This is a genomic window from Brucella sp. IR068 (assembly GCF_049065885.1).
GTDB classification, from domain to species: Bacteria; Pseudomonadota; Alphaproteobacteria; order Rhizobiales; family Rhizobiaceae; genus Brucella; species Brucella intermedia.
The window spans coordinates 55,757-81,398 of the sequence record NZ_JBAKHE010000003.1 but is presented as its reverse complement, the minus strand read 5'-3'; the positions used below and the strand labels follow the sequence as shown (position 1 = coordinate 81,398).

Here is a 25,642-nt window from a genome sequence, read left to right as displayed (position 1 = left end):
GCAAGCGCTGTTTACACAATGCGTGACTGGCGCTATCGAGGTTCTCCCGCAGATGAAACCGGAGGGAACATGCCAGCCTCGACGCCGAAGGGCAACACATCAGAACGCGCACCCACAGCCAGTGAGAAGGAAGCGCTAGACTTTCACGCGCAGGGTCGCCCGGGCAAGCTGGAGATCAACCCCACAAAGCCCATGACCACGCAGCGCGATCTGTCGCTCGCCTATTCTCCGGGCGTTGCCGTGCCGGTGAAGGCAATCGCCGAAGACGCCGCCCGCGCCTATGACTATACGGCGAAGGGCAATCTGGTCGCCGTCATTTCGAACGGCACCGCCATTCTGGGCCTCGGCAATCTGGGCGCGCTCGCATCCAAGCCCGTCATGGAAGGCAAGGCCGTGCTGTTCAAGCGCTTTGCCGACGTCGACTCCATCGATCTTGAAGTCGACACCACCGATATCGACGCTTTCATCAATGCGGTGCGCTATCTCGGCCCGTCCTTCGGCGGCATCAATCTGGAAGACATCAAGGCGCCCGACTGCTTCATCATCGAGAGCCGCCTGCGCGAATTGATGGACATTCCGGTTTTCCACGATGACCAGCATGGAACGGCCATCATCGCCGCCGCCGGCCTCATCAATGCGCTGCATCTGACGGGTCGCGACATGAAGACGACGAAGCTCGTCTGCAATGGCGCGGGATCAGCCGGCATCGCCTGTATAGAACTCATCAAGGCCATGGGCTTTGCTTCAGAAAACGTCATCTTGTGCGACACCAAGGGCGTCGTCTGGCAGGGTCGCGAAGAGGGCATGAACCAGTGGAAATCGGCGCATGCGGTAAAGACCGACAAGCGGTCGCTGGCGGATGCCATGAATGGCGCGGATGTGGTGTTCGGCCTTTCGGCCAAAGGCGCGTTTACGGAAGACATGGTGCGCTCCATGGCGCCGAACCCGATCATCTTCGCCATGGCCAATCCCGACCCGGAAGTGACGCCTGAAGAAGTGGCGCGCATCCGTGACGACGCCATCGTTGCGACTGGCCGTTCGGATTATCCGAACCAGGTCAACAACGTGCTCGGCTTCCCCTACATCTTCCGCGGCGCGCTCGACGTGCGCGCGACCACCATCAACGATGCGATGAAAATCGCCGCCGTCAACGCGCTGGCCGAACTTGCCCGTGAGGACGTGCCGGACGATGTTGTCGCGGCCTATCAGGGGAGCCGCCCGCGCTTCGGCCCGAACTACATCATCCCGGTCCCGTTCGATCCGCGCCTGCTTGCATCCGTCTCGGCCGCCGTCGCCAAGGCCGCGATGGAAACCGGCGTTGCCGGACGCGCCATTGCCGACATCGAAGGCTACAAGCGCGAACTGTCGGCCCGTCGCGATCCGATCGCCTCGACCCTTCGCGGTATCTATGAACGCGTGCGCCGCCAGCCGAAGCGCATCGTCTTTGCCGAAGGCGAGGAAGAACAGGTGATGCGTGCCGCCGTTTCCTACGTCAATCAGGGGCTCGGCACCGCTATTCTGGTGGGCCGCGAGGAACGGGTGCAGGATACGGCGAAGGCTGCCGGTCTCGACCTCGACCGTCCGGGTATCGAGATCATCAATGCGCGCCTGTCGAGCCGCAATGCTGCTTACGCCGACTATCTCTACGAGAAACTGCAGCGCAAGGGCTACCTGACGCGCGATTGCCACCGCCTCATCAATAATGACCGCAATCATTTTGCGGCATGCATGGTGGCGCTGGGCGATGCCGATGGCATGGTGACGGGCGTGACCCGCAATTATGCGACAGGTCTCGACGACGTGCGCCGCGTCATCGATTCCAAGCCGGGCCATCGCGTGGTTGGTGTTTCCATCGCGCTCTGCCGTGGGCGCACCGTGTTTATCGCCGATACCGCCGTCCATGAAATGCCGACCGCAGCCGAGCTTGCCGATATCGCAGTCGAAGCTGCGGGCATGGCGCGCCGCATGGGTTATGTACCGCGCGTGGCGCTCACCGCCTTCTCGACCTTCGGCCATATGGGCGGCGAACGTTCCGCCCGCATTCAGGAAGCCGTCCGCATTCTTGCAACGCGCCATGTGGATTTCGAATTCGACGGCGAAATGAGTGCCGATGTGGCGCTGAACCCCAAGCTGATGGAACAATATCCGTTCATCCGCCTGTCGGGTCCGGCCAATGTGATCGTCACACCCGACAATCACTCTGCGTCGATTGCCGCCGACATGCTGCAGGAACTGGGTGGCGCAACCATCATCGGCCCGCTGCTCGTCGGCCTCGACAAGCCTGCTCAGATCGTCACCATCGGTGCGAAGGATTCCGACATCGTCAACATGGCGGCAATCACCGCCTATAATGCGACGAACTGAAAGATCAGCGAATGGTAATACGAAGGCCGGGGTCTCCCCGGCCTTTGCTTTTGGATATTCATCATCCATAAAAGCGGCTATAGAGCGGTTCCGGTTAAAACGGAATCGTCGGAACCGCGCTAAGTATTTGTTTTGTCGCATTTGCCACACGCAAAACCGCTTCGCACTTTTGCTGGAAATGCTCTAGGATGGCCATCGTCCACTATCCTTTCCCCGCAAACCGGATCTACATGCCGCATGAGCGCACACGACCTTAAGCTGGAAGAGATCGTCAATCCCGAGACGCTGCGCCGCAAGCTCAACGAACTGGCGGATTCCACGGACGAAAACTACACCAGCCCTACCGTGCGCAAAGTGGTGCTTCAGGCCTTGAAGGACGCGCTGGTGCGCGGCCGCGCCAACGCGGAAGGCATGTTGATGAAGGACGGCGGCGGCACGCTCTGCGCCAAACGCCTTTCCTTTCTGATGGACACGCTGATCGAGGCGCTGTTCGAATTCGCCACCACCAAAGCCTATCCGATGATCAATCCGTCGAAGGCGGAAAATATGGCCATCGTCGCGGTGGGCGGCTACGGGCGCGGCGGGCTGGCGCCAGGGTCGGATATCGATCTTCTGTTTCTGCTGCCCTACAAGCAGACCCCGTGGGGCGAGCAGGTGGTCGAATACATGCTCTACATGCTGTGGGATATGGGACTGAAAGTCGGGCATTCCACGCGCAACATCGATGAGTGCATCCGTCTGGCGCGCGAGGACATGACGATCCGCACGGCAGTTCTCGATGCGCGGTTTCTCACCGGCAATCGTGAACTCTTCAAATCGCTTGTGGGCCGCTTCGACGAGGAAATCGTCAAGGATACGGGACCTGAATTCATTCAGGCCAAGCTTGCCGAGCGCGACCAGCGCCACCGCAAGGCAGGCGAAACCCGCTATCTGGTCGAGCCGAACGTCAAGGAAGGCAAGGGCGGGCAGCGCGACCTGCATACGTTGTTCTGGATCACCAAGTATTTTTACCGCGTCAAGACGAAGGAAGAGCTGGTCAAGCTCGGTGTTCTGTCGCGGGCCGAACTGAAACTGTTCAACAAGGCGGAAGATTTTCTCTGGGCGGTGCGGTGCCACATGCACTTCGCGACGCTTAAGGCAGAAGAGCGGCTTTCCTTCGACATCCAGCCGGAAATCGCCCAGCGCCTTGGCTATACGGCGCATCCCGGCCAGAACTATGTCGAACGGTTCATGAAGCATTACTTCCTCGTGGCGAAGGATGTGGGCGATCTCACCCGCATCATCAGCGCAGCGCTGGAGGAGCAGCAGGCCAAGCATGTGCCGGGCTTCAACCGCATCTTCCTCACCTTTTCACGGCGCAAGCGCAAGCTTTCCGCAGACGGCGATTTCGTTTCGGAAAATCACCGCATCAACATCGCGCGGCCCGATGTTTTCAAGGAAGACCCGGTCAATATCATCCGTCTCTTCCATCTGGCGGACAAGCACGGGCTGGAATTTCATCCAGAAGCGATGCAAAGCCTCACCCGCTCTTTGAAACTAATCAACGCCGATCTGCGCGAAAATCCCGAAGCCAACCGGCTTTTCCTCGAAGTCCTGACCTCGCCGCGCAATCCCGAACTCATTCTGCGCCGCATGAACGAATCCGGCGTACTCGGAAAGTTCATTCCGGACTTCGGCAAGATCGTCGCCATGATGCAGTTCAACATGTACCACCATTATACGGTGGACGAGCATCTGCTGCGCTGCATCGCCGTGCTGTCGGAAATCGAGCATGGCGAGCTTGAAAACGAACATCCGCTTTCAAACCACCTCATCACGACGGTGAAGCGCGACCGCAACCTGCTTTATGTGGCCCTGCTCTTGCACGACATCGCCAAGGGGAGACCGGAAGACCACTCGGTTGCCGGTGCGCGCATTGCCCGCAAGCTCGGTCCCCGCTTCGGTCTTAGTCCCGCCGAAACCGAAACCGTCGAATGGCTTGTGCGGGAACATCTGACCATGAGCATGGTGGCGCAATCGCGCGACCTTAATGATCGCAAGACCATCATCGACTTCGCCGATACAGTGCAGACGATGGAGCGGTTGAAACTTCTCCTGATCCTCACCGTCTGCGACATCAAGGCGGTCGGCCCCGGTGTATGGAACGGCTGGAAGGGCCAGCTTCTGCGCACGCTCTTCTACGAAACCGAGCTGGTCCTGACCGGCGGTTTCTCGGAACTGTCCCGCGCCGACCGTGACTATCAGGCGCGAGAGGCCCTGGCAGAACGGCTTTCCGACTGGCCCAAGGACAAGCGCGATGCCTATCTGGCCCTCCACTACACCAACTATTTCCTGACCGTCAGCCTCGAAGATCAGGTCCGGCACGCTCATTTCATCCGCGAAGCCGACCGCAACGAGCGGGCGCTGGCCACCATGGCGAAGCCACACACCTTCGAGGCCGTGACCGAAATCACGGTGCTGGCGCCCGACCATCCGCGCCTCCTGTCGATCATCACGGGCGCCTGCGCGGCGGCAGGGGCCAACATCGTCGACGCGCAGATTTTCACCACCGGCGACGGGCGGGCGCTCGATACCATTCTCATCAGCCGCGAATTCGACACCGACGACGACGAGCGCCGCCGTGCTGAACGCGTCGGCAAGGTTATCGAGGATGTCCTGTCCGGCAAGGCGCATTTGCCCGACGTTCTGGCCAAGCGTACCAAGCCGAAGAAGGCCGCCAAGGCTTTCAAGGTGGAGCCGCGTGTCGAGATCAACAACACGTTCTCCAACAAGTTCACCGTCATCGAGGTGGAAGGCCTGGACCGCCCCGGCCTGCTTTCGGAGTTGACCGGCCTTATTTCCGACCTTTCTTTGGATATTGCTTCTGCCCATATCACCACGTTTGGCGAGAAGGTGATTGACAGTTTTTACGTAACCGACCTAGTGGGCCACAAGATTTCAAATGCCACCCGTCAGGGCAATATCAGGCGCAAGCTGCTTGGTGTGCTGGGCGCGGAAAATGGCAGCAAGACAAACGGCCGCTCGTCGCAGGCCGCAGCATAGGTTTTTCAGTAAATGAGTTTGGTCAAAAAGTTCGCCACGGTCGCGTCCGGAACGCTGATGAGCCGGATTTTCGGCTTCACCCGCGAGATGTTCATGGCGGCGGCACTCGGCACAGGTCCGGTGGCCGACGCCTTCAATGCCGCTTTCCGTTTCCCGAACACCTTTCGACGACTTTTTGCCGAAGGCGCCTTCAACTCCGCTTTCGTGCCGCTTTTTGCCAAGGAAATCGAAAAGAACGGCATGGACGGCGCGCGTCGCTTTTCCGAAGAAGTGTTCGGCGTGCTCTTTACCGTGCTCCTGTTCCTGACCATCGTGATGGAACTTTCGATGCCCTTCATCGTGCGAACCGTGATCGCGCCGGGCTTCACGGACGATCCGGTGAAGTTCGAGAACACGGTGCACCTCGCCGTCATCATGTTCCCCTACCTTGCCTGCATGTCGCTTGCCGCGATGATGGGCGGGATGCTGAATTCGCTGCACCGTTATTTCGCGGCGGCAATAGCCCCGGTCTTTCTCAACATCATCCTGATCGGCGTCCTGGCCGTGGCCTGGTGGCGCGGCTATGATGCGCTGGCCGTGGGATATGGCCTTTCCTGGGGCGTCATGGCTGCGGGTCTGGTGCAGCTTGCCATTGTCTGGATTGCCGTGCGCAATGCAGGCATCAAGATCGGTTTCCGCCGCCCGCGCCTCACGCCCAATGTCAGGCGGCTTCTGGTGCTGGCGCTTCCTGCCGCCATTACCGGCGGCATCACGCAGATCAACCTACTCATCAACACCAATATCGCGTCGGGCATGGAAGGCGCGGTTTCCTCGCTCGTTTATGCGGACCGCATCTATCAGCTTCCACTCGGTGTCGTCGGCATCGCGGTCGCGACCGTGCTTCTGCCGGAACTGTCACGCGCATTGCGTGGCGGTCACATGAAGGAAGCGTCGAACCTGCAAAACCGTTCGGTCGAGTTCACCTTGTTCCTCACGCTGCCAGCCGCAGCCGCTCTCCTCGTCATGTCGGAGCCAATCGTGCGGCTTTTGTTCGAACGCGGCAAGTTCAGCCCGGATTCCACGCTCGTCGTCTCCAATATTCTGGCAATCTATGGCCTAGGCCTGCCGGCTTTCGTGCTGATAAAGGCGTTCATTCCGGGCTTCTTTGCCCGCGAGGATACCCGCACGCCGATGATTTTCGCTGCCATTTCGGTCGCGGTGAATGTCTCGCTTGCCATCTCGCTTTTCCCGCATTTCGGGCCGACGGGCATCGCCACCGCCGAAATCGTCGCGGGGTGGGTCAATGCTGTGCTGCTTTTTGCGACACTGGTGAAGCGGGGCCATTGGGGGCAGGATATTCCACTCCTCACCCGCATCCCGCGTCTTCTCGTGGCTGCCGCGATCATGGCTGTCGGCATCCATTTTGCCATCGGCTACTTCGCCCACGAGCTTTCCTCGGCTGCGCCGCTTGTTGTACGGGCGGGAACCGTGACCGCAATCGTCGTTGCCGCAATGGTCGTTTATTTTGGCTTTGCCTTTGGTCTCGGCGGCGCCAATACCGGGATGATCCGCCGCAACATCAAGCGCGGTGCGGCGAAGAAAGCGCCTGAAAGCGAGCAATAATTCGCGCTTGAAAGGCGACTGCGTCTCTGCGAAAAGACCAGCATTCAAAATCCCCGCTCTCCACCGGCGGGGCTAACTTTTTTAGGAAACGATCATGAGCACGTTCAAACCGCTTGTTTTCTCCGGCGCCCAACCGACCGGAAATCTTCACCTCGGCAATTATCTCGGGGCAATCAAGCGGTGGGTAGACATGCAGGACTCCAACGACTGCATTTATTGCGTCGTTGATATGCATGCGCTGACCATCTCACCCGATCCAGCCGAGTTGACGAACTCGACCCGGGAAGTGACCGCTGCCTATCTCGCCGCTGGCGTCGATCCGAAGAAGAGCATCGTCTTCAACCAGAGCCGCGTCATGCAGCATGCGGAGCTGGCATGGGTGTTCAACTGCGTCGCGCGCATCGGCTGGATGAGCCGCATGACCCAGTTCAAGGACAAGGCAGGCAAGGACCGCGAAAACGCTTCGCTCGGGCTGTTCGCCTATCCGAGCCTTATGGCCGCCGACATCCTGCTTTACCGCGCCACTGCCGTCCCTGTTGGCGAGGACCAGAAGCAGCATCTGGAACTGACCCGCGATATCGCGCAGAAGTTCAACAACGACTATTCCGACCGTATCGCCTCGCTTGGGGTCGGTGTGGATATGAAGGTCGGTGACGAGCAGGTCTCTGGCTTCTTCCCGCTCACCGAGCCGGTTATTTCCGGCCCAGCCATGCGGATTATGTCGCTGCGCGACGGCACCAAGAAGATGTCGAAGTCCGATCCGTCGGATCTGTCGCGCATCAACCTGATCGACGACGAAGAGACCATCACCAAGAAGATCCGCAAGGCAAAGACCGACTCGGATGGCCTGCCGACGGAACTCGACGGCCTCGCCGGACGTCCGGAAGCGGATAATCTGGTTGGCATCTATGCAGCACTTTCCGCTCGATCGAAGGAAGACGTGCTCAACGAATTCGGCGGACGCCAGTTCTCCGAATTCAAGGCATCGCTTGCCGATCTGGCGGTCGCGAAGCTTTCGCCGATCACCCATGAGATGCGTCGGCTGGTGGCTGACCCGGCCTACATCGACAGCGTTCTGCGCGATGGCGGCGAACGGGCCGGCGTGATCGCCGAACAGACCATGCGTCATGTCCGCGACATCGTCGGCTGGCTGCAGAACTAAATCCCGATTGACCAGCGGGCGGCAGCTTTTTTGCTGCCGTCCTCTCCGTTCGAAGATCGACTTTCGATCCTCAAGCTCCTGCAAATGTCAGCTTGCAGATGGCCGGTCCCGATGGCAAATTGCGGCCATGGTATCAAAACGACTTAGCCGGGAAGCCGGTCACCGCCGCAAGTTTCTTGCCGTCATCGACGAGACGCCCGAGTGCGGGCGCGCCGTTGCCTATGCCGCTCGCCGTGCAAAAAACACGGGCGGCTCGCTCATTCTGCTTTTCGTGATCGATGACTCCGATTTCCAGCAAATTCTGGGCGTCGGAGAAATCATGCGCGCAGAAGCACAGGATCGCGCGCAGGCGGCGCTGGAAAAATTCGCGGCAACCGTGCGCACGGATCAAGGGATCGAGCCGGAAATCAGCATCCGCGAGGGCGAAACCGCCGCAGAGCTGATCAGCCTCATCGAGGAAGATCAGGATATCGCCATTCTGGTTCTGGCTGCCGGTTCGGGCAAGGAAGGCCCCGGCCCCCTGGTGCAATCGCTTGCCAGCCGCTCGCAGTTCCCGATCCCGGTCACGGTCATTCCGGCAGGTATGAGCGACGACGACATTGATGCGGTGACGTGATCACCCTATATTGATGGCAACTGATACGCGCAGCGTCGGGACAGCACTTGCGTCCATATGGATCTGCGCTTACGAGAATCGTTCCAAAATCTGAAAGCGGGACAACTGGCATGTTCATCCAGACTGAAACCACGCCCAACCCGGCGACCCTGAAGTTTCTTCCCGGCAAGGTCGTCATGCCGGAAGGCACCGCCGATTTCCGCGATCCTTCCACCGCCGGCAACACGTCGCCGCTCGCAGCCAAGCTTTTTTCGGTTCCGGGCGTTACCGGCGTTTTCTTCGGCTATGATTTCATCACCGTGACGAAGGATGATGGCGAGTGGCAGCACTTGAAGCCAGCCATTCTCGGCACGATCATGGAACATTTCATGTCCGGTGCGCCTGCAATGGCAGGCAACAGCAATGCGGATGCCGCCGCTGCCCATGGCGACGAAGAATTCTTCGATGAAGCCGATGCGGAAACCGTCGAAATCATCAAGGAACTGATCGAAACCCGCGTTCGTCCAGCCGTTGCGCAGGATGGCGGCGACATCACGTTCCGTGGCTTTGAAAACGGCACCGTATTCCTGAACATGAAGGGCGCCTGCTCGGGCTGCCCGTCATCGACGGCAACGCTGAAGCACGGCATTCAGAACCTCCTGCGCCATTTCGTGCCGGAAGTGCAGCAGGTCGAACAGATTTGATGTGTTTGAAATTGCAAATGAAAAAGGCCGCTTGAAGCGGCCTTTTTCATATCTGTATCGCCGGGCTTATTGCTTTACGATGACCTTCGCGCCCTGTTCGGTGCGGTCGTAAAGATCCATGATGTCCTGATTCATGAGACGGATGCAGCCGGAAGACATTGCCTTGCCGATGGACCACCATTCCGGCGTTCCGTGAAGACGATAGCCCGTGTCACCACCCTTGTTGTAAAGATAAAGGGCGCGCGCGCCGAGCGGATTACGCAGGCCGGGGTCCATGCCATTGCGATATTTTGCAAGTTCCGGCTGGCGCTTGATCATGGCGGAAGGCGGTGTCCAGGTCGGCCATTCGCGCTTCATGGCGACCCGCGCCGTGCCGGACCATTCAAAACCTTCACGCCCGACGCCAATGCCATAGCGCATGGCCTTGCCTTCCGGCATGATGAGGTAAAGGAACTTTTCCCGCGTATCGACGATGATCGTGCCCGGCTTTTCGTCCGTCGGATATTTGACGATCTGGCGACGATATTGCGGTTGAATCTTTTCGCTCGGGATCGCCGGGACGACATAGCCGGCATCAGTGACCGAAGAATAGGAAGCGGTATAAAATGTGCCGCCTACGGTCGAGCAGCCAGCCAACACACTGCCCAGAAAGAGAGCCGCCGTCAGATTTAGGACGCGAGAATTCATGCATTCCCCCAGATTGGTTCATTCCGTCAATGGGACCGCGATGGGCCGGAGATAGATGCGAATCGTTCGTTGTCGTTGAAGATGGGGCAGTATTGTTAACCAGACGTTAACCGTAAATTGAAAATTCCTTGATTAAGACATTTTTTGGCCATGTTTTGCGCAGCCGCCGCAGTTTTCGCCCGGCATGCCGCTGATTTCCGATTGTTTCGCTCTCAAACCGGGCACAAAATGCGCCCATGCCCATTGTGATTCCCAACCAGACCCATCCACTTTCCGACGGCAGGCAGTCTGAGAACGCCATGCTTGTGCGGCGGGGCGTCCAGCGCCTTTTTCTGGAAATGGGACTTGCCACGTTACCCGAACTGCCGCTGGCGTCGGGCCGGCGCGCCGATCTGATTGCGCTCAGCCGCAAAGGCGAAATCTGGATCGTGGAGATCAAATCGTCCATCGAGGACTGGAAGACAGATCGCAAATGGCCCGAATATCGCGCCTATTGCGACCGGCTGTTCTTCGCCACCCACCCGGCAGTGCCGAGCGAAATCTTTCCGCAGGAATGCGGCTTCATTCTCTCTGATGGCTATGGAGCGGAAATTATGCGCGATGCCCCGGAGCACAAATTGCCCGGTGCGACGCGAAAAGCGCTGATGCTTCGCTTTGCGCGGGCGGGTGCCGCCCGCCTGACGATCGCCGAACTGGCTGGTCTCGACGTACCCGAGACCGAAATAGATTGATCTGACAGCCGGAATTAGAGCGCGTCCCGATCTGATTGGACCAGATCGGCGCTCCAGGTTCTTCTATTTTATGCTCTAACGCGGTGCGCGCTTGGCCAGAATGCGCTGCAAAGTGCGGCGGTGCATGTTGAGACGGCGTGCGGTTTCGGAGACATTGCGCTCGCACATTTCGTAAACCCGCTGGATGTGCTCCCAGCGAACCCGGTCGGCGGACATGGGATTTTCCGGCGGCGCAACCTTTTCGCCGGGGCGGCGGGTCAATGCTGCAAACACCTCATCGGCATCGGCGGGCTTCGACAGATAGTCGATGGCGCCAAGCTTAACGGCATTCACAGCGGTTGCGATATTTCCGTAGCCGGTAAGAACGATAGCGCGCGTATCAGCGCGGCGCGAGCGAATCGCCTCGATGATGTCGAGACCATTGCCATCGCCGAGCCGCATGTCCACGACCGCATAGGCCGGTGCAGCTGCCTTGGCAGCGGCGATGCCTTCCTCAACCGATTCCGCAGTCGTCACCTGGAAACCCCGGCTCTCCATGGCGCGGGCAAGGCGCTGCAAGAAGGGCTTGTCGTCATCAACCAGAAGGAGGGTCGGATCGTTGCCTATGGCTTCGGTGTCTTCCTGCTTCAAGTCGTCCATCGGGTGCTTCCTGCCTGTATTTTTCTTTCCTTATTGATACCCCTGCGTCAAAAAGTCAAATAGCCACTGAATTGTTGAAGCAATTTCAGCATGCGGCCCCGCACTGGGCAAATGCAAGCCCTTGTATTCAAATGTTATTTTTAAATGCGGACACGAGGATTTGATAGGAATATCCAATACGTGCCCGCAAGCGTCCTTCAGACGGACGTAAATGCGGAACGCGGCCAGACCACCTTTACCTCCGCGCCCTGCCCCGGATTGTTGCGATTGCGGAAGGTGATGTGCGCGCCCGAGCGTTCCAGCAGGGTTTTGGCGATGAAGAGGCCGAGGCCCAAACCGCCGCCATTTCGGGTATTGTCGCGGCTTGTCATATAGGGTTCGCCGATCCGGTCGAGGATTTCGGGTTTGAACCCCTCGCCGTCATCCTGGATGGTTACGCTCACATTGCCGTCAGTCCAGCCCCAGGTGACATTGACCGTCCCGCGCGCAAAATCGACGGCATTCTCCACCAGGTTGCCCAGACCATAGAGCAGCCCGGGGTTGCGCCGGGTGACAGGTTCCGGCTTCGGACCTTCCATCTTTTGCACGTCGATGGTGATACCGAAGTTGCGGTGCGGCGCGATGACCTCCTCGATGAGCGATGAGAGCGGCAGGCGCGACATGTGTTCCTCGCCTTCGGAAGAAAGGCTGGTCAGGCGCCTGAGAATTTCCCGGCATCGCTGGGTCTGCGAATGCAGCAACGCGATATCTTCGGCAAGGCCCGGATCGGTGGTGTGGGCGCGCTGCAATTCCTTCACCACCAATGCAATGGTCGCAAGCGGCGTGCCCAGTTCATGGGCCGCTGCAGCAGCCAGCCCATCCAGCGCCGACAGATGCTGTTCGCGCTGGAGAATAAGTTCCGCAGCGCTCAATGCGTCGCCCAGCTGGCGCGCTTCCTCGGCAATCCGATAGGCATAGACCGCGGTGAACCCGAGCGCCGATATGATCGCGCACCAGATGCCGATCACGAACAGGAACGGCAGGTTCAGCGTTTCGCCCGGATACCAGGGCAGCGGTTCGTGCCTGATGGTGAGCACCGATGTACAGGCAACCACCAGCAAGCCAAGCACGAGCGTGTGGCGGGCAGAAAGCGATGTCGCCGAGATGATGACCGGCACGATCATCAGGATGACGAACGGATTTTGCAGGCCGCCGGTAAGATAGAGAAGGCCTGCCAGTTGCAGAATGTCGAATGCCAGAACCAGACTTGCCGCCGCCGGATTGAGCCGGTGGTTGGTCGGAAAGCGGAAGGCAAGATAAAGGTTGAGCCAGGCCGAACAGGCGATCAGCGCAAAACAGATGCCGACTGCAAACGCAAATTGCAGATAAAGCGCCACGAACATGACTGCGGCGGTCTGTCCGGCAATTGCCAGCCAGCGAACGCGGACCAACGTGGTGAGGCGCGGGCGGCGCGAAAGATTGGAAGCGCGATTCTCGAATTCTGCGTGCATGGGGTCCCTCGTCAGGCCCTTATGAGGCAAGCCCGGACCAGAAAGCAAGCGAAACTGCGTTATCCGGTCGCAGGCCGGATTCAGGTTCCGCGCGGCTTGGCGCGACGGGTCGCTTCCGCATTGGCCGGATCTTCCGGCCAGACATGCTTCGGATAACGCCCGCGCATGTCGGAGCGCACATCCGCCCATGACCCCTTCCAGAAGCCGGGAAGATCGCGAGTGATCTGAATCGGGCGGTGAGCCGGAGAAAGAAGTTCAAGCAGGAGCGGAACCTTGCCGTTGGCGATGGCCGGATGCACGCCAAGACCGAACAGTTCCTGCACGCGGACCGCTATGACGGGTTCCTCCGTATCGTAACGGATCGGAATATTCGATCCGGTCGGCACTTCGAAATGCGTTGGCGCAAGCTGCTCCACGCTGCGCTGCAAATCGAATGGCACGAGGCTCATCAGGCCGTTTTTCAGCACATGCCCCGGAATGCGGCCAAGCTGTGCTTCACCTGTCAGGAAGGGCAGCAGCCAGTCTTCCAGCCTTTCGACAAGATGCTCATCATCCATAGCCGGCCACGGATCACCGAGACCACGGTGAAGCCAGCCAAGCCGCCGGCGCAGGATGTCGGCTTCCTTACCCCATGGCAGAATATCAAGGCCATGTTCACGCACGGCGGCAATCACGCCTTCGTCGGCAGCAGTTCCTGAAGGAGCGGCAAGCGGCTTCTCGGAAAGAGCGATAGCGCCGATACGCACGGCTTCGCGCGCCCGCAAGGCATTCTTTTCCGGGTCGTAGACAACTTGTCGTCCACTCTCGATTTTGCCGCCCAAGGCAGCGCGGATTTCTGTTTCGCTGACTTCCGCGGCAGAAAGAATGCGGGCGCGGCCTGCCTTGCCCGACATATCGGCAACCACCAGCCACGGCGCGCGGCTAAGGCTGATGGCGGGATCAACCTCTCCGCCGCGTCCATTGGCGAGCAGGAATTGCCCCGCCGCCCCACGCGCCTTCGCGATGCGATCCGGATAAGCATCAATGAGCATTCGTCCAATGCTTGAGCCTGCGGTTTCACCGTTGTTTGGGACATTCGCGGCGAGCCGCCTTGCCAGTCCTTTTGCGCGCTGCGCCCGGTCCGAGCGGTCATTGCGAAAACGCGACATACGGGTGTCCAGGTCGGTTTCATTGCCGCCAAGGCCGCGTTCGGTCAAAAGCACGGCAAGTTCAGCCGCCTTTTGCGCCTCGCCCCGCTTGGCCGCCTCCGCAACCATATGCGCCAGACGCGCGGGCAGCGCCAGAGAACGCATTGCTTCGCCATCCGGCGTCAAGCGCCCCGCTTCATCCAGCGCGCCCAGCCGCAACAGCAGAGCCTTAGCCTCTTTCAGGGCGGGCCCCGGCGGAACATCGAGAAAACTGAGCGTCGCCGGATCGGTCACACCCCATGCAGCCGCATCAAGCACCAGCCCGGACAAATCAGCTTCCAGAATTTCCGGCGGAGAGAAAGGAGGGAGCGCTGCCGTCTGTCCCTGATGCCAGAGACGGATGGCGATGCCCGGTTCGGTACGCCCGGCGCGCCCTGCCCGCTGATCGGCGCTTGCGCGTGAAGTGCGCACGGTTTCAAGGCGCGTCATGCCCGTAGCCGGTTCATATTTCGGCAGGCGGGCAAGGCCGCTATCGATCACCACGCGCACCCCATCGATCGTGATGGAAGTTTCGGCAATCGAAGTCGCCAGAACGACCTTGCGATGACCAGCCGGTGCAGGTTTGATCGCCGCATCCTGTGCAACGCCTTCCATGGCGCCATAAAGCGGCGCAAGCAGCACGTTGGCCGGGAGCCGGTCGTCCAGAAGCCGTGCGGTGCGTTCAATCTCGCCCTGCCCCGGCAGGAAAGCCAGAATGCTGCCTGTCTCTTCGGCCAGCGCATCGCGGATCGCCCGCGCCATCACGTCTTCGATCCGTTCATCGGCCTTGCGGTCGCGATAGCGGATATCGACGGGAAAAGCGCGGCCTTCGCTCTCGATCACCGGTGCATCGCCAAGAAGCGATGCCACTCGAGCGCCATCGAGCGTCGCCGACATGACGAGGATTTTGAGATCGTCGCGAAGCGCCGCCTGCACATCGAGCGCCAGCGCCAGACCAAAATCCGCATCAAGGCTGCGTTCGTGGAATTCATCAAACAGAACCGCTGCAACCCCCGTCAAATCCGGATCATCAAGAATCATGCGGGCGAAGACGCCCTCGGTGACGACGAGAATTCTGGTTTTGTCCGACACCTTGCTTTCAAGGCGCATCCGGTAGCCCACTGTTTCGCCCGGCTCCTCGCCAAGGAGCTGCGCCATGCGGCGCGCGGCGGCGCGTGCCGCCAGACGGCGCGGCTCAAGCAGCACGATCATGCCGTCCTTGCGCCAGGCGGCATTCAGCATATGAACAGGCACCAGTGTCGTCTTGCCTGCACCGGGCGGCGCGACAAGGACTGCGCTCGCATGATGCGCCAATGCCTCATCCAGTCGAGGCAGAATCTGGGTCACAGGAAGATCGGGCAGGCTCGTCAAATTAGTTTCCGTCAGATAAGGCTTTCGCTTTCGTGCTTATCACACAAGCAGCGCACATGATCCATATTCGAAAATCGAGCAGCAGCGACGCGCCTGCGCTGACCGAAATCTGGCGCGCCAGCGTGCTCGCCACGCATGACTTCCTTAGCCGCGATGATTTCCTGGAAATCGAAAAGCTCGTGGCCGAGCAATATCTGCCGAATGTCGAAGTCTGGCTTATTGAAGATGCCGGCAAGCCGGTCGGCTTCATGGGCATGAGCGATCATCATATCGACAGCCTGTTCATCGCCCCCGACCAGCGCGGCAAAGGCATCGGCAAACTGATGATCGCCCATGCAAAAGCTGTCGGCAATCCTCTGACCGTCGATGTGAACGAGCAGAACCTGCAAGGCGTCGGCTTTTACCGGCATATGGGATTTGTCGAAACCGGGCGTTCCGAAACAGACGATCAGGGACGCCCTTATCCGCTTCTGCACCTGCGGCTGGCGAACAGTGATTGACGTACTCCCCCGGAGTATATAGATTTCGTTGAAATCGGGAGATTCCATGCCGCATTCACCGGAAGACAAGAAGCGCGCCCTGACGCGTCTGCGCCGCATTCGCGGACAGGCCGAAGCGCTGGAGCGCGCGGTAGAGGCTGGCACGGAATGCGCGGCGCTGCTGCAGCAGATCGCGGCGTTGCGAGGCGCGGCCAACGGACTGATGGCGGAAGTGCTGGAAAGTCATTTCCGCGAGACGTTCGGCCATGAAGCCAGTGCCGATCCCGATACGCAAATCGACGAAATCATGCGGATTTTGCGCACCTATCTGAAATAGGCGCGCAACACACAACTGGAAGGGAAACATCGCCATGAAATCACGCGCAGCCGTCGCCTGGGAAGCGAAGAAGCCGCTCACGATCGAAACAGTCGAAATCGGTGGTCCACGGGCTGGCGAAGTGCTGGTCGAAATCATGGCGACAGGCGTTTGCCATACCGATGCCTACACGCTGTCGGGCCTCGATTCCGAGGGCAAATTCCCCGCCATTCTTGGCCATGAAGGCGCGGGCATCGTGCGCGAAGTGGGCGCGGGCGTGACCTCGGTCAAGCCGGGCGATCACGTCATTCCGCTCTACACGCCGGAATGCCGCCAGTGCAAGACCTGCCTGTCGCAGCGCTCGAACCTCTGCACGTCTATCCGCGCCACGCAAGGTCAGGGCCTCATGCCCGACAAGACCACGCGCTTTTCCTGCGATGGCGGCGAAGTGTTCCACTATATGGGCTGCTCCACCTTCTCCAATTTCACCGTTCTGCCGGAGATCGCGGTTGCGAAGGTGCGTGAAGACGCGCCCTTCGACAAGATCTGCTATATCGGCTGCGGCGTCACCACCGGCATTGGCGCGGTGATCTATACCGCAAAGGTTCGCCCCGGCTCCAATGTCGTCGTGTTCGGTCTCGGCGGCATCGGCCTCAATGTCATTCAGGGTGCCCGCATGGTGGGCGCCGACAAGATCATCGGCGTCGACATCAATCCGGCCAAGGTCGAAATGGCGAAGAAATTCGGCATGACCGACTTCATCAACCCGCGCGAGATCGGCAATGACAAGGTGGTGCAGGCCATTCAGGACCTGACCGACGGCGGCGCTGACTATTCCTTCGACGCAACCGGCAATACGGATGTCATGCGTCAGGCGCTGGAATGCTGCCATCGCGGCTGGGGTGAATCGATCATCATCGGCGTGGCCGAAGCGGGCAAGGAAATCGCCACGCGTCCGTTCCAGCTTGTGACGGGACGCGTCTGGAAAGGCACCGCCTTCGGCGGCGCGCGCGGTCGCACCGACGTGCCGAAGATCGTCGACTGGTACATGGAGGGCAAGATCAATATCGACGATCTTATCACCCACACCATGCCGCTCGATGAAATCAACACTGCCTTCGATCTCATGCATGAAGGCAAGTCCATCCGTTCGGTGGTTGTCTACTGATGGCTGAAAAGCTTCTCGTTTCCCGGTGGGACCAAATCGATAACCTGACCCCGCGCGCACTTTATGCGATGCTGAAGCTGCGCGTGGATGTCTTCGTGGTCGAACAGAAATGTCCCTATCCGGAGATCGACGGCAAGGATTTCGAGGCGTTTCACCTGCGCATTCTCGACGGGGAAGAGCTTGCAGCGTCGCTGCGGGTTCTGCCGCCGGAACAGGATGGCAAGCCGGTGAAGATCGGACGCGTCGTCGTGGCGCCGGATTACCGGGGCTACAAGCTCGGCCAGCGTCTGATGAAAGAGGCCATCGAATTTGTGCAGGCCCGTTTTCCGGGTACGGCGATCGAGCTTGGCGGACAAAGCCATTTGCAGCAATTCTATGGCTCGTTCGGCTTCGAGGCGATTTCCGACGAATATCTCGAAGACGGCATTCCACATGTCGATATGCGTTTAGAACCAAGGGAAACGCTTGCCTGATGTTTCTGCTGCGCCGCCATATGTCGTTCTATCTTGCTGCCCTGGGCGGCGTTGCAGCTTTCATCATTGCGTGGCTTGTCGACAGGGAACTAGCCCCCGTCATCGGGGCCAACTGCTTCTTCGTGTTCTATCTCGCGCTGACGCTCTTTGCGCTGCCAAAACTCACCGCAGCACAGCTGAAAAAACACGCCGCCAGCGCCGATGAACCGGTCTGGATCATCTTTCTTGTGACCTTCGCGACCGTGCTCGTCGCGGTCGTCTCGCTGTTCATCCTGATCAACCGGCAGCCACAGGCCGATGCCTTCTCGCTGGTGATGACGCTCGCCTCGGTGCCGCTCGGCTGGTTTACCATCCACATGATGGCGGCACTGCATTACGCGCATGCTTACTGGCAACCCGGCGAACCTGCCGGCAACGACAGCAGCCATGCCAGCCGCCATCGTGGCGGTTTCGAGTTTCCCGGCACACCGGAACCTTCCGGCTGGGATTTTGCCTATTTTGCCTATGTGATCGGCATGACGGCGCAAACGTCCGACACCAGCGTGACAACGCCTGCCATGCGCAGGATCACACTGCTGCACAGCATCGTCTCCTTCTTCTTCAACACCGTTCTGGTCGCCGCTTCCGTCAATGTTGCGGTGGCGCTCGGAAGCTGAACAATACCGGGAATTTTCCATGGAAACCATTTCAACCGCAAAGAGCTTTGGTGGAACGCAGGGCGTTTATCGCCACAAGAGCGCGACAAACCAGTGCGACATGACCTTCGCCGTTTTTTTGCCGCCGCAGGCCAAGGATGGACCGGTGCCGGTCCTATGGTATCTGTCGGGCCTCACCTGCACGCATCAGAACGTGATGGACAAGGGTGAATATCGGCAAATGGCCGCAGAATTGGGAATTGCCGTCATTTGCCCCGATACGAGCCCGCGCGGAGACGACGTTCCCGATGAACCGGACAACTGGCAATTCGGCAAGGGGGCCGGGTTCTACGTCGATGCGACGCAGGAGCCTTTTGCCAAAAACTATCAGATGTACAGCTACATCACGCAAGAGCTGACCGATCTGGTGGCGCGCGAATTTCCGCTCGACATGGCGCGGCAGGCGATCACCGGTCATTCCATGGGCGGCCATGGCGCGCTGACCATCGCACTTAAAAACCCGGACCGCTTCAAGTCGGCCTCGGCCTTCGCGCCCATCGTTCAGCCTTCGACGGCGGGCTGGTCCAGACCGGCGCTGGAAAAATATCTCGGCTCAGAAGAGCGGGCCTGGCGTAGCTATGATGCCACGCTGCTTATCGAGGATGGTTACCGCTTCACGGAATTTCTGGTCGACCAGGGCACAGCAGACGGCTTTCTCGATGAAGGATTGCGTCCATGGCTTTTGGAAGAAGCTTGCAGGAAAGCCGGCATTCCCCTCACGCTCAACATGCGTGAAGGCTATGACCATTCCTATTTCTTCATCTCCACCTTCATGGGCGATCACCTGCGCTGGCACGCGGAGCGTCTGAAGCGCTGATCAGCGTTTCAAAACCTTCATCGGCAGGCCGCCTTGCGGCTGGGTGGTGAGTTTTTGCACCGGCCAAGGCCTTGTGGTTTCGAGCACGTCGAAACGACGGCGGTCGAGCAGGACGGCAAGTGCAATCACCGCCTCCTGCAAGGCAAAGCTCGCGCCTATGCAGACGCGCGGGCCCGCCCCGAACGGCAGATATTGAAAGCGGTCTAGCCTCTCGCGGTTTTCGGGCCAGAAGCGTTCCGGCATGAAGGCATCCGGCTGATCCCAGTAGAGCCTGTGGCGGTGAATGACCCATGGCATGACCAGCACGGTTGCGCCCTTCGGGATTTTCAGATCGTCATATGTATCGTCGGTCGCGGCTTCGCGATTGATCGAGGGAGCGGGCGGATAAAGCCGCATCGCCTCCTCGAAGGCCGCGCGCGTGAAAGGCAGAGACGTCAGCCAGTCCTGCGGCGGCAGATCACGCCCGCCCCGTGCAAAAAAGCCGTCGATTTCCGTCTCGATGCGTTCGCGCTCGCGGGGCGCCTTGGCGAGCAGATAAAGCGTCCAGCCCAGTGCGCGGGCGGTGGTCTCATGGCCAGCGCCAATGAAGGTGATGATGTTGTCCTCGATCTCGGAGCGGCTCAAGCCATCTGGTCCTTCGGCGCGCAAAAGCAGGGTAAGAAAGTCGCTCGGCACGTCCTCGCCCCTGTCCATGCGGGCTTTGCGCAGCGCGATGGTGTTTGAAACCAGCTCGCGGAAAAAGCCCAGCGATTGCTGTCCGCGCAGGCGCGTGAAGCGCGGCAGCCAGTCGGGCAGCCCCAGAAGATCGAACGGATCAACCCGGCCCATGGTTTCGAACAGCCTGTCGATCTGATGGGCGAAATCATTGGGATCGCCCGCGATCTCGCCCGAAAACAGGGTTTCGGCGAGAATGTCGTAGGTCAGGAGCGTCATGTCATGCGCGACATCGGTAATCGTGCCGGGCGTCTTGTATCGCTCGGCGAAACGAAGCGACCGGTCACGCATGGTCTCGGCAAAACCCCCGATATGGCGCGGCGTGAAAACGGGAGCCATGGCCTTTCGCGACCGCTTCCACACCTGCCCCTCGGCCGTCAGCAGACCATCGCGCAGCAGCGGACGCAGCACGCGCTGGCGGATGGCGGACATGGGATAATTGGCGGCATTGTCGACCAGCACATGACGGATCAGCCCCGGATCGTTGGCAATGATGGTCTTCATGCCGAACCAGCTGACGGAAATCCAGCGCTCGTTATAGGAAGGCTCGCCCCAAAGCTCGAGCGGGTTTTTATAGACGACCCGCATCATCTCGAAACGCCCCACGGGCTTTTCCCGTGGACGCGGTGCAGGCGGCACGAATGGTCCCGATCGGTCGCTCACATTCGCAATTTCCATCAAGCGTTCCTTTCGTCATGGAGCGTTTCGATCTGACTGGATCAGATCGCCGCTCCAGCTTCACTTTAGGCACAATCCGGTCGGATCATGCTTTAAACAGGTCGAGAACGCCCCCGTCAGACCAGATATAAGCGTCAATTGTGGCGGTTCCAGAAGCCGAACGGCAGCCGGATCGCCCTCATATGGACAGACTGCCGGAATCCCCGGCAAATTTACCGCCAGAATTTGGAAAAATGGCCGTTAGCACCTATATTAAAGCCATGTTTGTCGCGTGATTCGACATATCTTTGAAGCTGCATTCGCAGCGCGTTTTTCGAAAGATTTTCATGAGCGAGATGCCCGAGATGAATTCCGAAGCCCCCGCCGAATATGGCGCGGATTCCATTCGTGTTCTGAAAGGTCTGGATGCCGTTCGCAAGCGCCCCGGCATGTATATCGGCGACACGGATGACGGCTCCGGCCTGCATCATATGGTCTACGAGGTCGTGGACAATGCGATCGACGAAGCGCTGGCAGGACATGCCACGCTTGTGACCGTCACTCTCAACCCGGACGGGTCCTGCACCGTGACCGACAATGGCCGCGGCATCCCGACCGATATCCATAAGGAAGAAGGCGTTTCGGCAGCCGAGGTCATCATGACCCAGCTTCACGCCGGCGGCAAGTTCGACCAGAATTCCTACAAGGTTTCCGGTGGTCTGCACGGCGTCGGCGTGTCTGTTGTGAACGCGCTGTCGATTTGGCTGAAACTGAAGATCCGTCGCGCCGGCAAGATTCACGAGATGAGCTTTACGCATGGCGTTGCCGATGCACCGCTTGTCGTGACGGGTGATGCGGGCGGTGAAACCGGCACGGAAGTCAGCTTCCTGCCTTCGCCTGAAACCTTCTCGATGGTCGAATTCGATTTCGATACGCTGGAGCGTCGCCTGCGCGAACTCGCCTTCCTCAATTCCGGTGTGCGCATCAAGCTTGCCGACCGCCGCCACGCCGATCTTGTGGAACACGAGCTGCACTATGACGGCGGGCTTGTCGAATTCGTGAAATATATCGATCAGAGCAAGAAGCCGCTTCTGGAAGAGCCGATCTATATCCGCAGCGAAAAAGACGGCATGACAGTCGAAGTCGCCATGTGGTGGAACGATTCCTACCATGAGAAGGTGCTGTGCTTCACCAACAACATTCCGCAGCGGGATGGCGGCACGCATCTGGCCGGTTTCCGCGGCGCGCTGACCCGTCAGGTGACGGGCTATGCCGATGCTTCGGGCATGACCAAGAAAGAAAAGGTCACGCTTACCGGTGACGACTGCCGCGAAGGCCTGACTGCGGTTCTTTCAGTCAAGGTTCCCGATCCGAAATTCTCGTCGCAGACCAAGGACAAGCTGGTTTCCTCGGAAGTTCGCCCGGTCGTGGAAAGCCTCGTCAACGAAGCGCTTTCGACATGGCTGGAAGAACATCCGGCAGGCGGCAAGGCCGTGGTCGAGAAGGTCATCCAGGCAGCCGCTGCCCGTGAAGCCGCCCGCAAGGCCCGCGACATCACCCGCAAGAGCAATCTCAGCGTGACATCGCTTCCGGGCAAGCTTGCCGACTGTCAGGAACGCGATCCGGCCAAGTCTGAAATCTTCATCGTCGAGGGTGACTCGGCAGGCGGTTCCGCCAAGAGCGGCCGTTCGCGCCAGAACCAGGCCATCCTGCCGCTGCGCGGCAAGATACTCAACGTGGAACGCGTCCGCTTCGACCGCATGATCTCGTCCGATCAGGTCGGCACGCTGATTACTGCGCTTGGCACGTCGATCGGCAAGGATGAAACGCACGGTTTCAACCCGGACAAGCTGCGCTATCACAAGATCATCATCATGACCGATGCTGACGTCGACGGCGCGCATATCCGCACATTGCTGTTGACTTTCTTCTTCCGCCAGATGCCGGAACTGATCGAGCGCGGCCATATCTATATCGCCCAGCCACCGCTCTATAAGGTGTCGCGCGGCAAGTCCTCGCAATACATCAAGAACGAAGCGGCCTTCGAAGATTTCCTCATCGAGACAGGGCTTGAAGAAGCCACGCTGGAAATGGCAAGCGGCGAAGTTCGCGCCGGGCCGGACCTGCGTTCGGTGGTGGAAGATGCACGCACCATGCGTCAGCTTCTGGGCGGCCTTCACACGCGCTATGACCGCCGTGTGGTGGAACAGGCGGCCATTGCCGGACTGCTCAATCCGGATGCCTCCAAAGACAATGCGACCGCGCAAGCTTCCGCCGATATTGTTGCAAAGCGTCTCGACATGATCTCGGAAGAAACCGAGCGTGGCTGGACGGCCTATGTGACGGAAGATGGTGGCTACCGCTTCGAGCGCATGGTGCGCGGCGTGAAGGACATTGCCGTTCTCGACATGGCGCTGCTCGGTTCTGCCGATGCCCGCCAGATCGACCGTGTGGCGGCGCGCCTCTCGGAGGTATTTGCCGAACCGCCGGTGCTGCGCCGCAAGGACAAGGTGGAAACGCTTTCCGGTCCGATGGCCCTGCTCGATGCGATCTTCGCGACGGGCCGCAAGGGCCTGACTTTGCAGCGCTACAAAGGCCTGGGCGAAATGAACGCCGAACAGCTTTGGGAAACCACGCTTGACCCGAATGTGCGTTCGCTGCTGCAGGTCAAGGTGACGGATGCGACCGACGCGGATTCCTTGTTCTCGCGCCTGATGGGCGACGAGGTGGAGCCGCGCCGCGAGTTCATCCAGGAAAACGCGCTGAGCGTCGCCAATCTGGACGTTTGATAGAGAAAGCCCCGGAAATCCGGGGCTTTTCTCATTTCAGATTTTTATTCGCCGCGGCGCTTCTTGTTGTAACCGCCGCCTTCGGGCTTTTTACCGCCCTTTTTGAAGCCGTCTTTCTTGAAGTCGTCTCCACGGGAGAAATCGCGCGGCTTGTCCCACATGTCGCCCTTCGAGCGGTCGCCTTTGTAGCCGTCGCTCTTGTAGCCGTCGCGGAAGCCGCCTTCCTTGAACTTGTCGCCGCGCGGCTTGAAACCGCCCTTGCCTTCGCGCGGGGCAGCGTCGCCGCCTGCACCTGCAACAGCGGTGCGGATCACGAGACCCTTTTCGCCGGTGCCGCGTTCTTCGACCGAACGGCGGAACTCGTCAGCCTTCGAGGCCGTGATTTCAAAGCGGGTTTCATTGTCGAAAATCTTGATCGAGCCGACATCGCGCTTGGAAACATCGCCCGCCTTGCAGATTAGCGGAAGCAGCCATTTCGGATCGGCACGATGCTTGCGACCGGCAGAAACCGAGAACCACACGCCGTCAAACTGTGCGTTGCGGTCGAAACGTTCGCCCGGTTCGCCGCGATCACGACGCTCGAAGCGGTCACCACGGTCAGAACGCTCGCCTTTTTCAAAACGATCCCGGGGCTTCTTGCCGCCAACCGGATGCACCGGCGCGTCGGAAACTTCTTCGGCCGCCGGGTAGGAAGCCACTTCGCGGTTGAGGAAAGCGCTTGCAATCTGTTCGGGGGTATAACGCTCGGTCAGCGCCTTCAGGAGATCCTGATATTCTTCTTCGACCGGCTGGTTGAAGACTTCGGCATTCAGGATGCGTTCATTGGTCTTGCCCTGCACCGCAGCAATGCTTGGCGCAGGGACCGTCTGCGCATCGAGCTTCGCCATGTGCAGAAGGCGCTCGGCCGTGCGGCGGCGCGAGAACGGCACGACCAGCACGCAGGTGCCCTTGCGACCGGCGCGGCCGGTGCGGCCCGAACGGTGCAGCATCGTTTCAGGATTGTTCGGCAGATCGGCGTGGATGACGAGGTCGAGATTGGGCAGATCGATACCGCGCGCGGCAACGTCGGTTGCAACGCAGACGCGGGCGCGGCCATCGCGCATTGCCTGAAGCGCATTGTTGCGTTCGGCCTGGCTCAATTCGCCCGACAGTGCCACAACCGCAAAGCCACGATTGGAAAGCCGGCTTGCCATGTGCTTCACCGCTTCGCGGGTCGAGCAGAAAATGATCGAGTTCTGGCTGTCGTAATAGAGCAGCGTGTTGATGATCGCGTGGTCACGCTCATGCGGCGGCACCGGCATGGCGACATAGTCGATGTCGGCGTGCTGGCTGGTTTCGCTCTGGACCGTGAGACGAAGCGCGTCGTTCTGGAACCGCTTGGCAAGCTGGGCAATGGGCTTCGGCACGGTTGCCGAGAACATCAGCGTGCGACGATCTTCCGGCGCTTCGCCGAGGATGAATTCGAGGTCCTCGCGAAAGCCCATGTCGAGCATTTCGTCGGCTTCATCGAGAACAACCGCGCGCAGTTCCGACATATCGAGGGCATCGCGGGTGATATGGTCGCGCAGGCGCCCCGGCGTACCGACAACGATATGGGCGCCACGTTCAAGCGCACGGCGTTCGGTGCGGATATCCATGCCGCCGACGCAGGATGCGATGCGCGCGCCGGTATCGGCATAGAGCCATTCCAGCTCGCGGCGAACCTGAAGCGCCAGTTCGCGCGTCGGCGCGATAATCATGGCAAGCGGCGCACCGGCATCGCCGAAACGCAGTTCGTCTTCGAGGATGGTGTTGGCCATTGCAAGGCCGAATGCGACCGTCTTGCCCGATCCGGTCTGTGCGGAAACGAGAAGATCGGCATCGAGCGTTTCGGATGCCAGAACGGCATTTTGAACGGCGGTGAGCGTATTATAACCGCGAGCGGCTAATGCTCCGGACAGAGCCGGAGCGATGGTTTCGGGCAAAGACATGAACCACTTTC

20 protein-coding genes are annotated in these 25,642 nt (G+C 59.8%); 14 read left to right on the top strand and 6 right to left on the bottom strand.

Annotated elements, in window-relative coordinates:
- The first annotated feature begins 69 nt into the window (after window positions 1-69).
- From ACOWVS_RS06125 to ACOWVS_RS06100, 6 genes are all read left to right on the top strand, one after another.
- The gene (locus ACOWVS_RS06125; protein ID WP_006470910.1) at window positions 70-2,364 is read left to right on the top strand and encodes an NADP-dependent malic enzyme; all 2,295 of its coding nucleotides are present in this window, start codon (window positions 70-72) and stop codon (window positions 2,362-2,364) included.
- A 237-nt stretch (window positions 2,365-2,601) separates the two neighbouring features.
- Window positions 2,602-5,406, top strand: coding sequence for a [protein-PII] uridylyltransferase (locus ACOWVS_RS06120; protein ID WP_021586387.1), 2,805 nt, complete (start codon window positions 2,602-2,604; stop codon window positions 5,404-5,406).
- A 12-nt stretch (window positions 5,407-5,418) separates the two neighbouring features.
- Window positions 5,419-7,008 (top strand): murein biosynthesis integral membrane protein MurJ, encoded by a 1,590-nt coding sequence (gene murJ / locus ACOWVS_RS06115; RefSeq protein ID WP_021586388.1) that lies wholly within the window; start codon window positions 5,419-5,421, stop codon window positions 7,006-7,008.
- Window positions 7,009-7,102: 94 nt separating this feature from the next.
- Window positions 7,103-8,170 (top strand): tryptophan--tRNA ligase, encoded by a 1,068-nt coding sequence (gene trpS / locus ACOWVS_RS06110; protein ID WP_021586389.1) that lies wholly within the window; start codon window positions 7,103-7,105, stop codon window positions 8,168-8,170.
- 127 nt (window positions 8,171-8,297) lie between these two features.
- Window positions 8,298-8,786 carry a universal stress protein gene (locus ACOWVS_RS06105; RefSeq protein ID WP_006470912.1) on the top strand — a complete coding sequence of 163 codons (489 nt, stop codon included), beginning with the start codon at window positions 8,298-8,300 and terminating at the stop codon, window positions 8,784-8,786.
- A gap of 110 nt (window positions 8,787-8,896) precedes the next feature.
- Window positions 8,897-9,469, top strand: coding sequence for a NifU family protein (locus ACOWVS_RS06100; protein ID WP_006470913.1), 573 nt, complete (start codon window positions 8,897-8,899; stop codon window positions 9,467-9,469).
- Between the two features lie 66 nt (window positions 9,470-9,535).
- Here ACOWVS_RS06100 and ACOWVS_RS06095 read toward each other — a convergent pair whose 3' ends face one another.
- On the bottom strand, window positions 9,536-10,156 hold the full coding sequence (locus ACOWVS_RS06095; protein WP_006465868.1) for a L,D-transpeptidase: 621 nt from the start codon (window positions 10,154-10,156) through the stop codon (window positions 9,536-9,538).
- A 236-nt stretch (window positions 10,157-10,392) separates the two neighbouring features.
- Between ACOWVS_RS06095 and ACOWVS_RS06090 the strand changes: the two genes are divergently transcribed.
- A complete protein-coding gene (locus tag ACOWVS_RS06090) occupies window positions 10,393-10,887 on the top strand; it encodes an MmcB family DNA repair protein (RefSeq protein ID WP_025089798.1) in 495 nt (164 codons plus the stop codon).
- A 75-nt stretch (window positions 10,888-10,962) separates the two neighbouring features.
- Here the strand turns inward: ACOWVS_RS06090 and regA are convergent, their stop codons facing one another.
- The 3 genes from regA to hrpB all read right to left on the bottom strand — a co-directional run bounded on the left by regA (window position 10,963) and on the right by hrpB (window position 15,553).
- Window positions 10,963-11,526, bottom strand: coding sequence for a global response regulator transcription factor RegA (gene regA / locus ACOWVS_RS06085; protein WP_006465866.1), 564 nt, complete (start codon window positions 11,524-11,526; stop codon window positions 10,963-10,965).
- A 197-nt stretch (window positions 11,527-11,723) separates the two neighbouring features.
- Complete coding sequence (locus tag ACOWVS_RS06080) at window positions 11,724-13,016, bottom strand: ActS/PrrB/RegB family redox-sensitive histidine kinase (protein WP_021586392.1); 1,293 nt, start codon at window positions 13,014-13,016, stop codon at window positions 11,724-11,726.
- A gap of 80 nt (window positions 13,017-13,096) precedes the next feature.
- On the bottom strand, window positions 13,097-15,553 hold the full coding sequence (gene hrpB, locus ACOWVS_RS06075) for an ATP-dependent helicase HrpB (RefSeq protein WP_021586393.1): 2,457 nt from the start codon (window positions 15,551-15,553) through the stop codon (window positions 13,097-13,099).
- A 56-nt stretch (window positions 15,554-15,609) separates the two neighbouring features.
- Between hrpB and ACOWVS_RS06070 the strand changes: the two genes are divergently transcribed.
- From ACOWVS_RS06070 to fghA, 6 genes are read left to right on the top strand one after another with little or no spacing between them, the layout of a single operon-like run.
- A complete protein-coding gene (locus ACOWVS_RS06070; protein ID WP_021586394.1) occupies window positions 15,610-16,053 on the top strand; it encodes an acetyltransferase in 444 nt (147 codons plus the stop codon).
- A gap of 46 nt (window positions 16,054-16,099) precedes the next feature.
- Complete coding sequence (locus tag ACOWVS_RS06065) at window positions 16,100-16,369, top strand: metal/formaldehyde-sensitive transcriptional repressor (protein WP_021586395.1); 270 nt, start codon at window positions 16,100-16,102, stop codon at window positions 16,367-16,369.
- Window positions 16,370-16,403: 34 nt separating this feature from the next.
- Entirely contained in the window at window positions 16,404-17,516 is a 1,113-nt protein-coding gene (locus tag ACOWVS_RS06060) for an S-(hydroxymethyl)glutathione dehydrogenase/class III alcohol dehydrogenase (protein WP_021586396.1), read from the top strand.
- Entirely contained in the window at window positions 17,516-17,989 is a 474-nt protein-coding gene (locus ACOWVS_RS06055) for a GNAT family N-acetyltransferase (protein ID WP_021586397.1), read from the top strand. The genes ACOWVS_RS06060 and ACOWVS_RS06055 overlap by 1 nt, the downstream gene beginning before the upstream one ends.
- Window positions 17,989-18,645 (top strand): DUF1345 domain-containing protein, encoded by a 657-nt coding sequence (locus ACOWVS_RS06050; RefSeq protein WP_006465859.1) that lies wholly within the window; start codon window positions 17,989-17,991, stop codon window positions 18,643-18,645. The genes ACOWVS_RS06055 and ACOWVS_RS06050 overlap by 1 nt, the downstream gene beginning before the upstream one ends.
- Window positions 18,646-18,664: 19 nt before the next feature.
- The gene (fghA, locus tag ACOWVS_RS06045; RefSeq protein WP_021586398.1) at window positions 18,665-19,501 is read left to right on the top strand and encodes an S-formylglutathione hydrolase; all 837 of its coding nucleotides are present in this window, start codon (window positions 18,665-18,667) and stop codon (window positions 19,499-19,501) included.
- Here the strand turns inward: fghA and ACOWVS_RS06040 are convergent, their stop codons facing one another.
- Window positions 19,502-20,893, bottom strand: a complete 1,392-nt coding sequence (locus ACOWVS_RS06040) for a cytochrome P450 (RefSeq protein ID WP_021586399.1) — start codon at window positions 20,891-20,893, stop codon at window positions 19,502-19,504. It abuts the gene before it with no gap.
- A gap of 326 nt (window positions 20,894-21,219) precedes the next feature.
- Between ACOWVS_RS06040 and gyrB the strand changes: the two genes are divergently transcribed.
- Entirely contained in the window at window positions 21,220-23,661 is a 2,442-nt protein-coding gene (gene gyrB, locus ACOWVS_RS06035; RefSeq protein ID WP_006470920.1) for a DNA topoisomerase (ATP-hydrolyzing) subunit B, read from the top strand.
- 44 nt (window positions 23,662-23,705) lie between these two features.
- Here the strand turns inward: gyrB and ACOWVS_RS06030 are convergent, their stop codons facing one another.
- Window positions 23,706-25,631, bottom strand: a complete 1,926-nt coding sequence (locus tag ACOWVS_RS06030; RefSeq protein ID WP_075041782.1) for a DEAD/DEAH box helicase — start codon at window positions 25,629-25,631, stop codon at window positions 23,706-23,708.
- Between the last annotated feature and the right edge of the window lie 11 nt (window positions 25,632-25,642).

Bases quoted from the DNA above. Each gene is read 5' to 3' on its own strand.
- ACOWVS_RS06125 (WP_006470910.1), top strand. From the start codon at position 70: ATGCCAGCCTCGACGCCGAAGGGCAACACATCAGAACGCGCACCCACA.
- ACOWVS_RS06120 (WP_021586387.1), top strand. From the start codon at position 2,602: ATGAGCGCACACGACCTTAAGCTGGAAGAGATCGTCAATCCCGAGACG.
- murJ (WP_021586388.1), top strand. From the start codon at position 5,419: ATGAGTTTGGTCAAAAAGTTCGCCACGGTCGCGTCCGGAACGCTGATG.
- trpS (WP_021586389.1), top strand. From the start codon at position 7,103: ATGAGCACGTTCAAACCGCTTGTTTTCTCCGGCGCCCAACCGACCGGA.
- ACOWVS_RS06105 (WP_006470912.1), top strand. From the start codon at position 8,298: ATGGTATCAAAACGACTTAGCCGGGAAGCCGGTCACCGCCGCAAGTTT.
- ACOWVS_RS06100 (WP_006470913.1), top strand. From the start codon at position 8,897: ATGTTCATCCAGACTGAAACCACGCCCAACCCGGCGACCCTGAAGTTT.
- ACOWVS_RS06095 (WP_006465868.1), bottom strand. From the start codon at position 10,156: ATGAATTCTCGCGTCCTAAATCTGACGGCGGCTCTCTTTCTGGGCAGT.
- ACOWVS_RS06090 (WP_025089798.1), top strand. From the start codon at position 10,393: ATGCCCATTGTGATTCCCAACCAGACCCATCCACTTTCCGACGGCAGG.
- regA (WP_006465866.1), bottom strand. From the start codon at position 11,526: ATGGACGACTTGAAGCAGGAAGACACCGAAGCCATAGGCAACGATCCG.
- ACOWVS_RS06080 (WP_021586392.1), bottom strand. From the start codon at position 13,016: ATGCACGCAGAATTCGAGAATCGCGCTTCCAATCTTTCGCGCCGCCCG.
- ACOWVS_RS06070 (WP_021586394.1), top strand. From the start codon at position 15,610: ATGATCCATATTCGAAAATCGAGCAGCAGCGACGCGCCTGCGCTGACC.
- ACOWVS_RS06065 (WP_021586395.1), top strand. From the start codon at position 16,100: ATGCCGCATTCACCGGAAGACAAGAAGCGCGCCCTGACGCGTCTGCGC.
- ACOWVS_RS06060 (WP_021586396.1), top strand. From the start codon at position 16,404: ATGAAATCACGCGCAGCCGTCGCCTGGGAAGCGAAGAAGCCGCTCACG.
- ACOWVS_RS06055 (WP_021586397.1), top strand. From the start codon at position 17,516: ATGGCTGAAAAGCTTCTCGTTTCCCGGTGGGACCAAATCGATAACCTG.
- ACOWVS_RS06050 (WP_006465859.1), top strand. From the start codon at position 17,989: ATGTTTCTGCTGCGCCGCCATATGTCGTTCTATCTTGCTGCCCTGGGC.
- fghA (WP_021586398.1), top strand. From the start codon at position 18,665: ATGGAAACCATTTCAACCGCAAAGAGCTTTGGTGGAACGCAGGGCGTT.
- ACOWVS_RS06040 (WP_021586399.1), bottom strand. From the start codon at position 20,893: ATGGAAATTGCGAATGTGAGCGACCGATCGGGACCATTCGTGCCGCCT.
- gyrB (WP_006470920.1), top strand. From the start codon at position 21,220: ATGAGCGAGATGCCCGAGATGAATTCCGAAGCCCCCGCCGAATATGGC.
- ACOWVS_RS06030 (WP_075041782.1), bottom strand. From the start codon at position 25,631: ATGTCTTTGCCCGAAACCATCGCTCCGGCTCTGTCCGGAGCATTAGCC.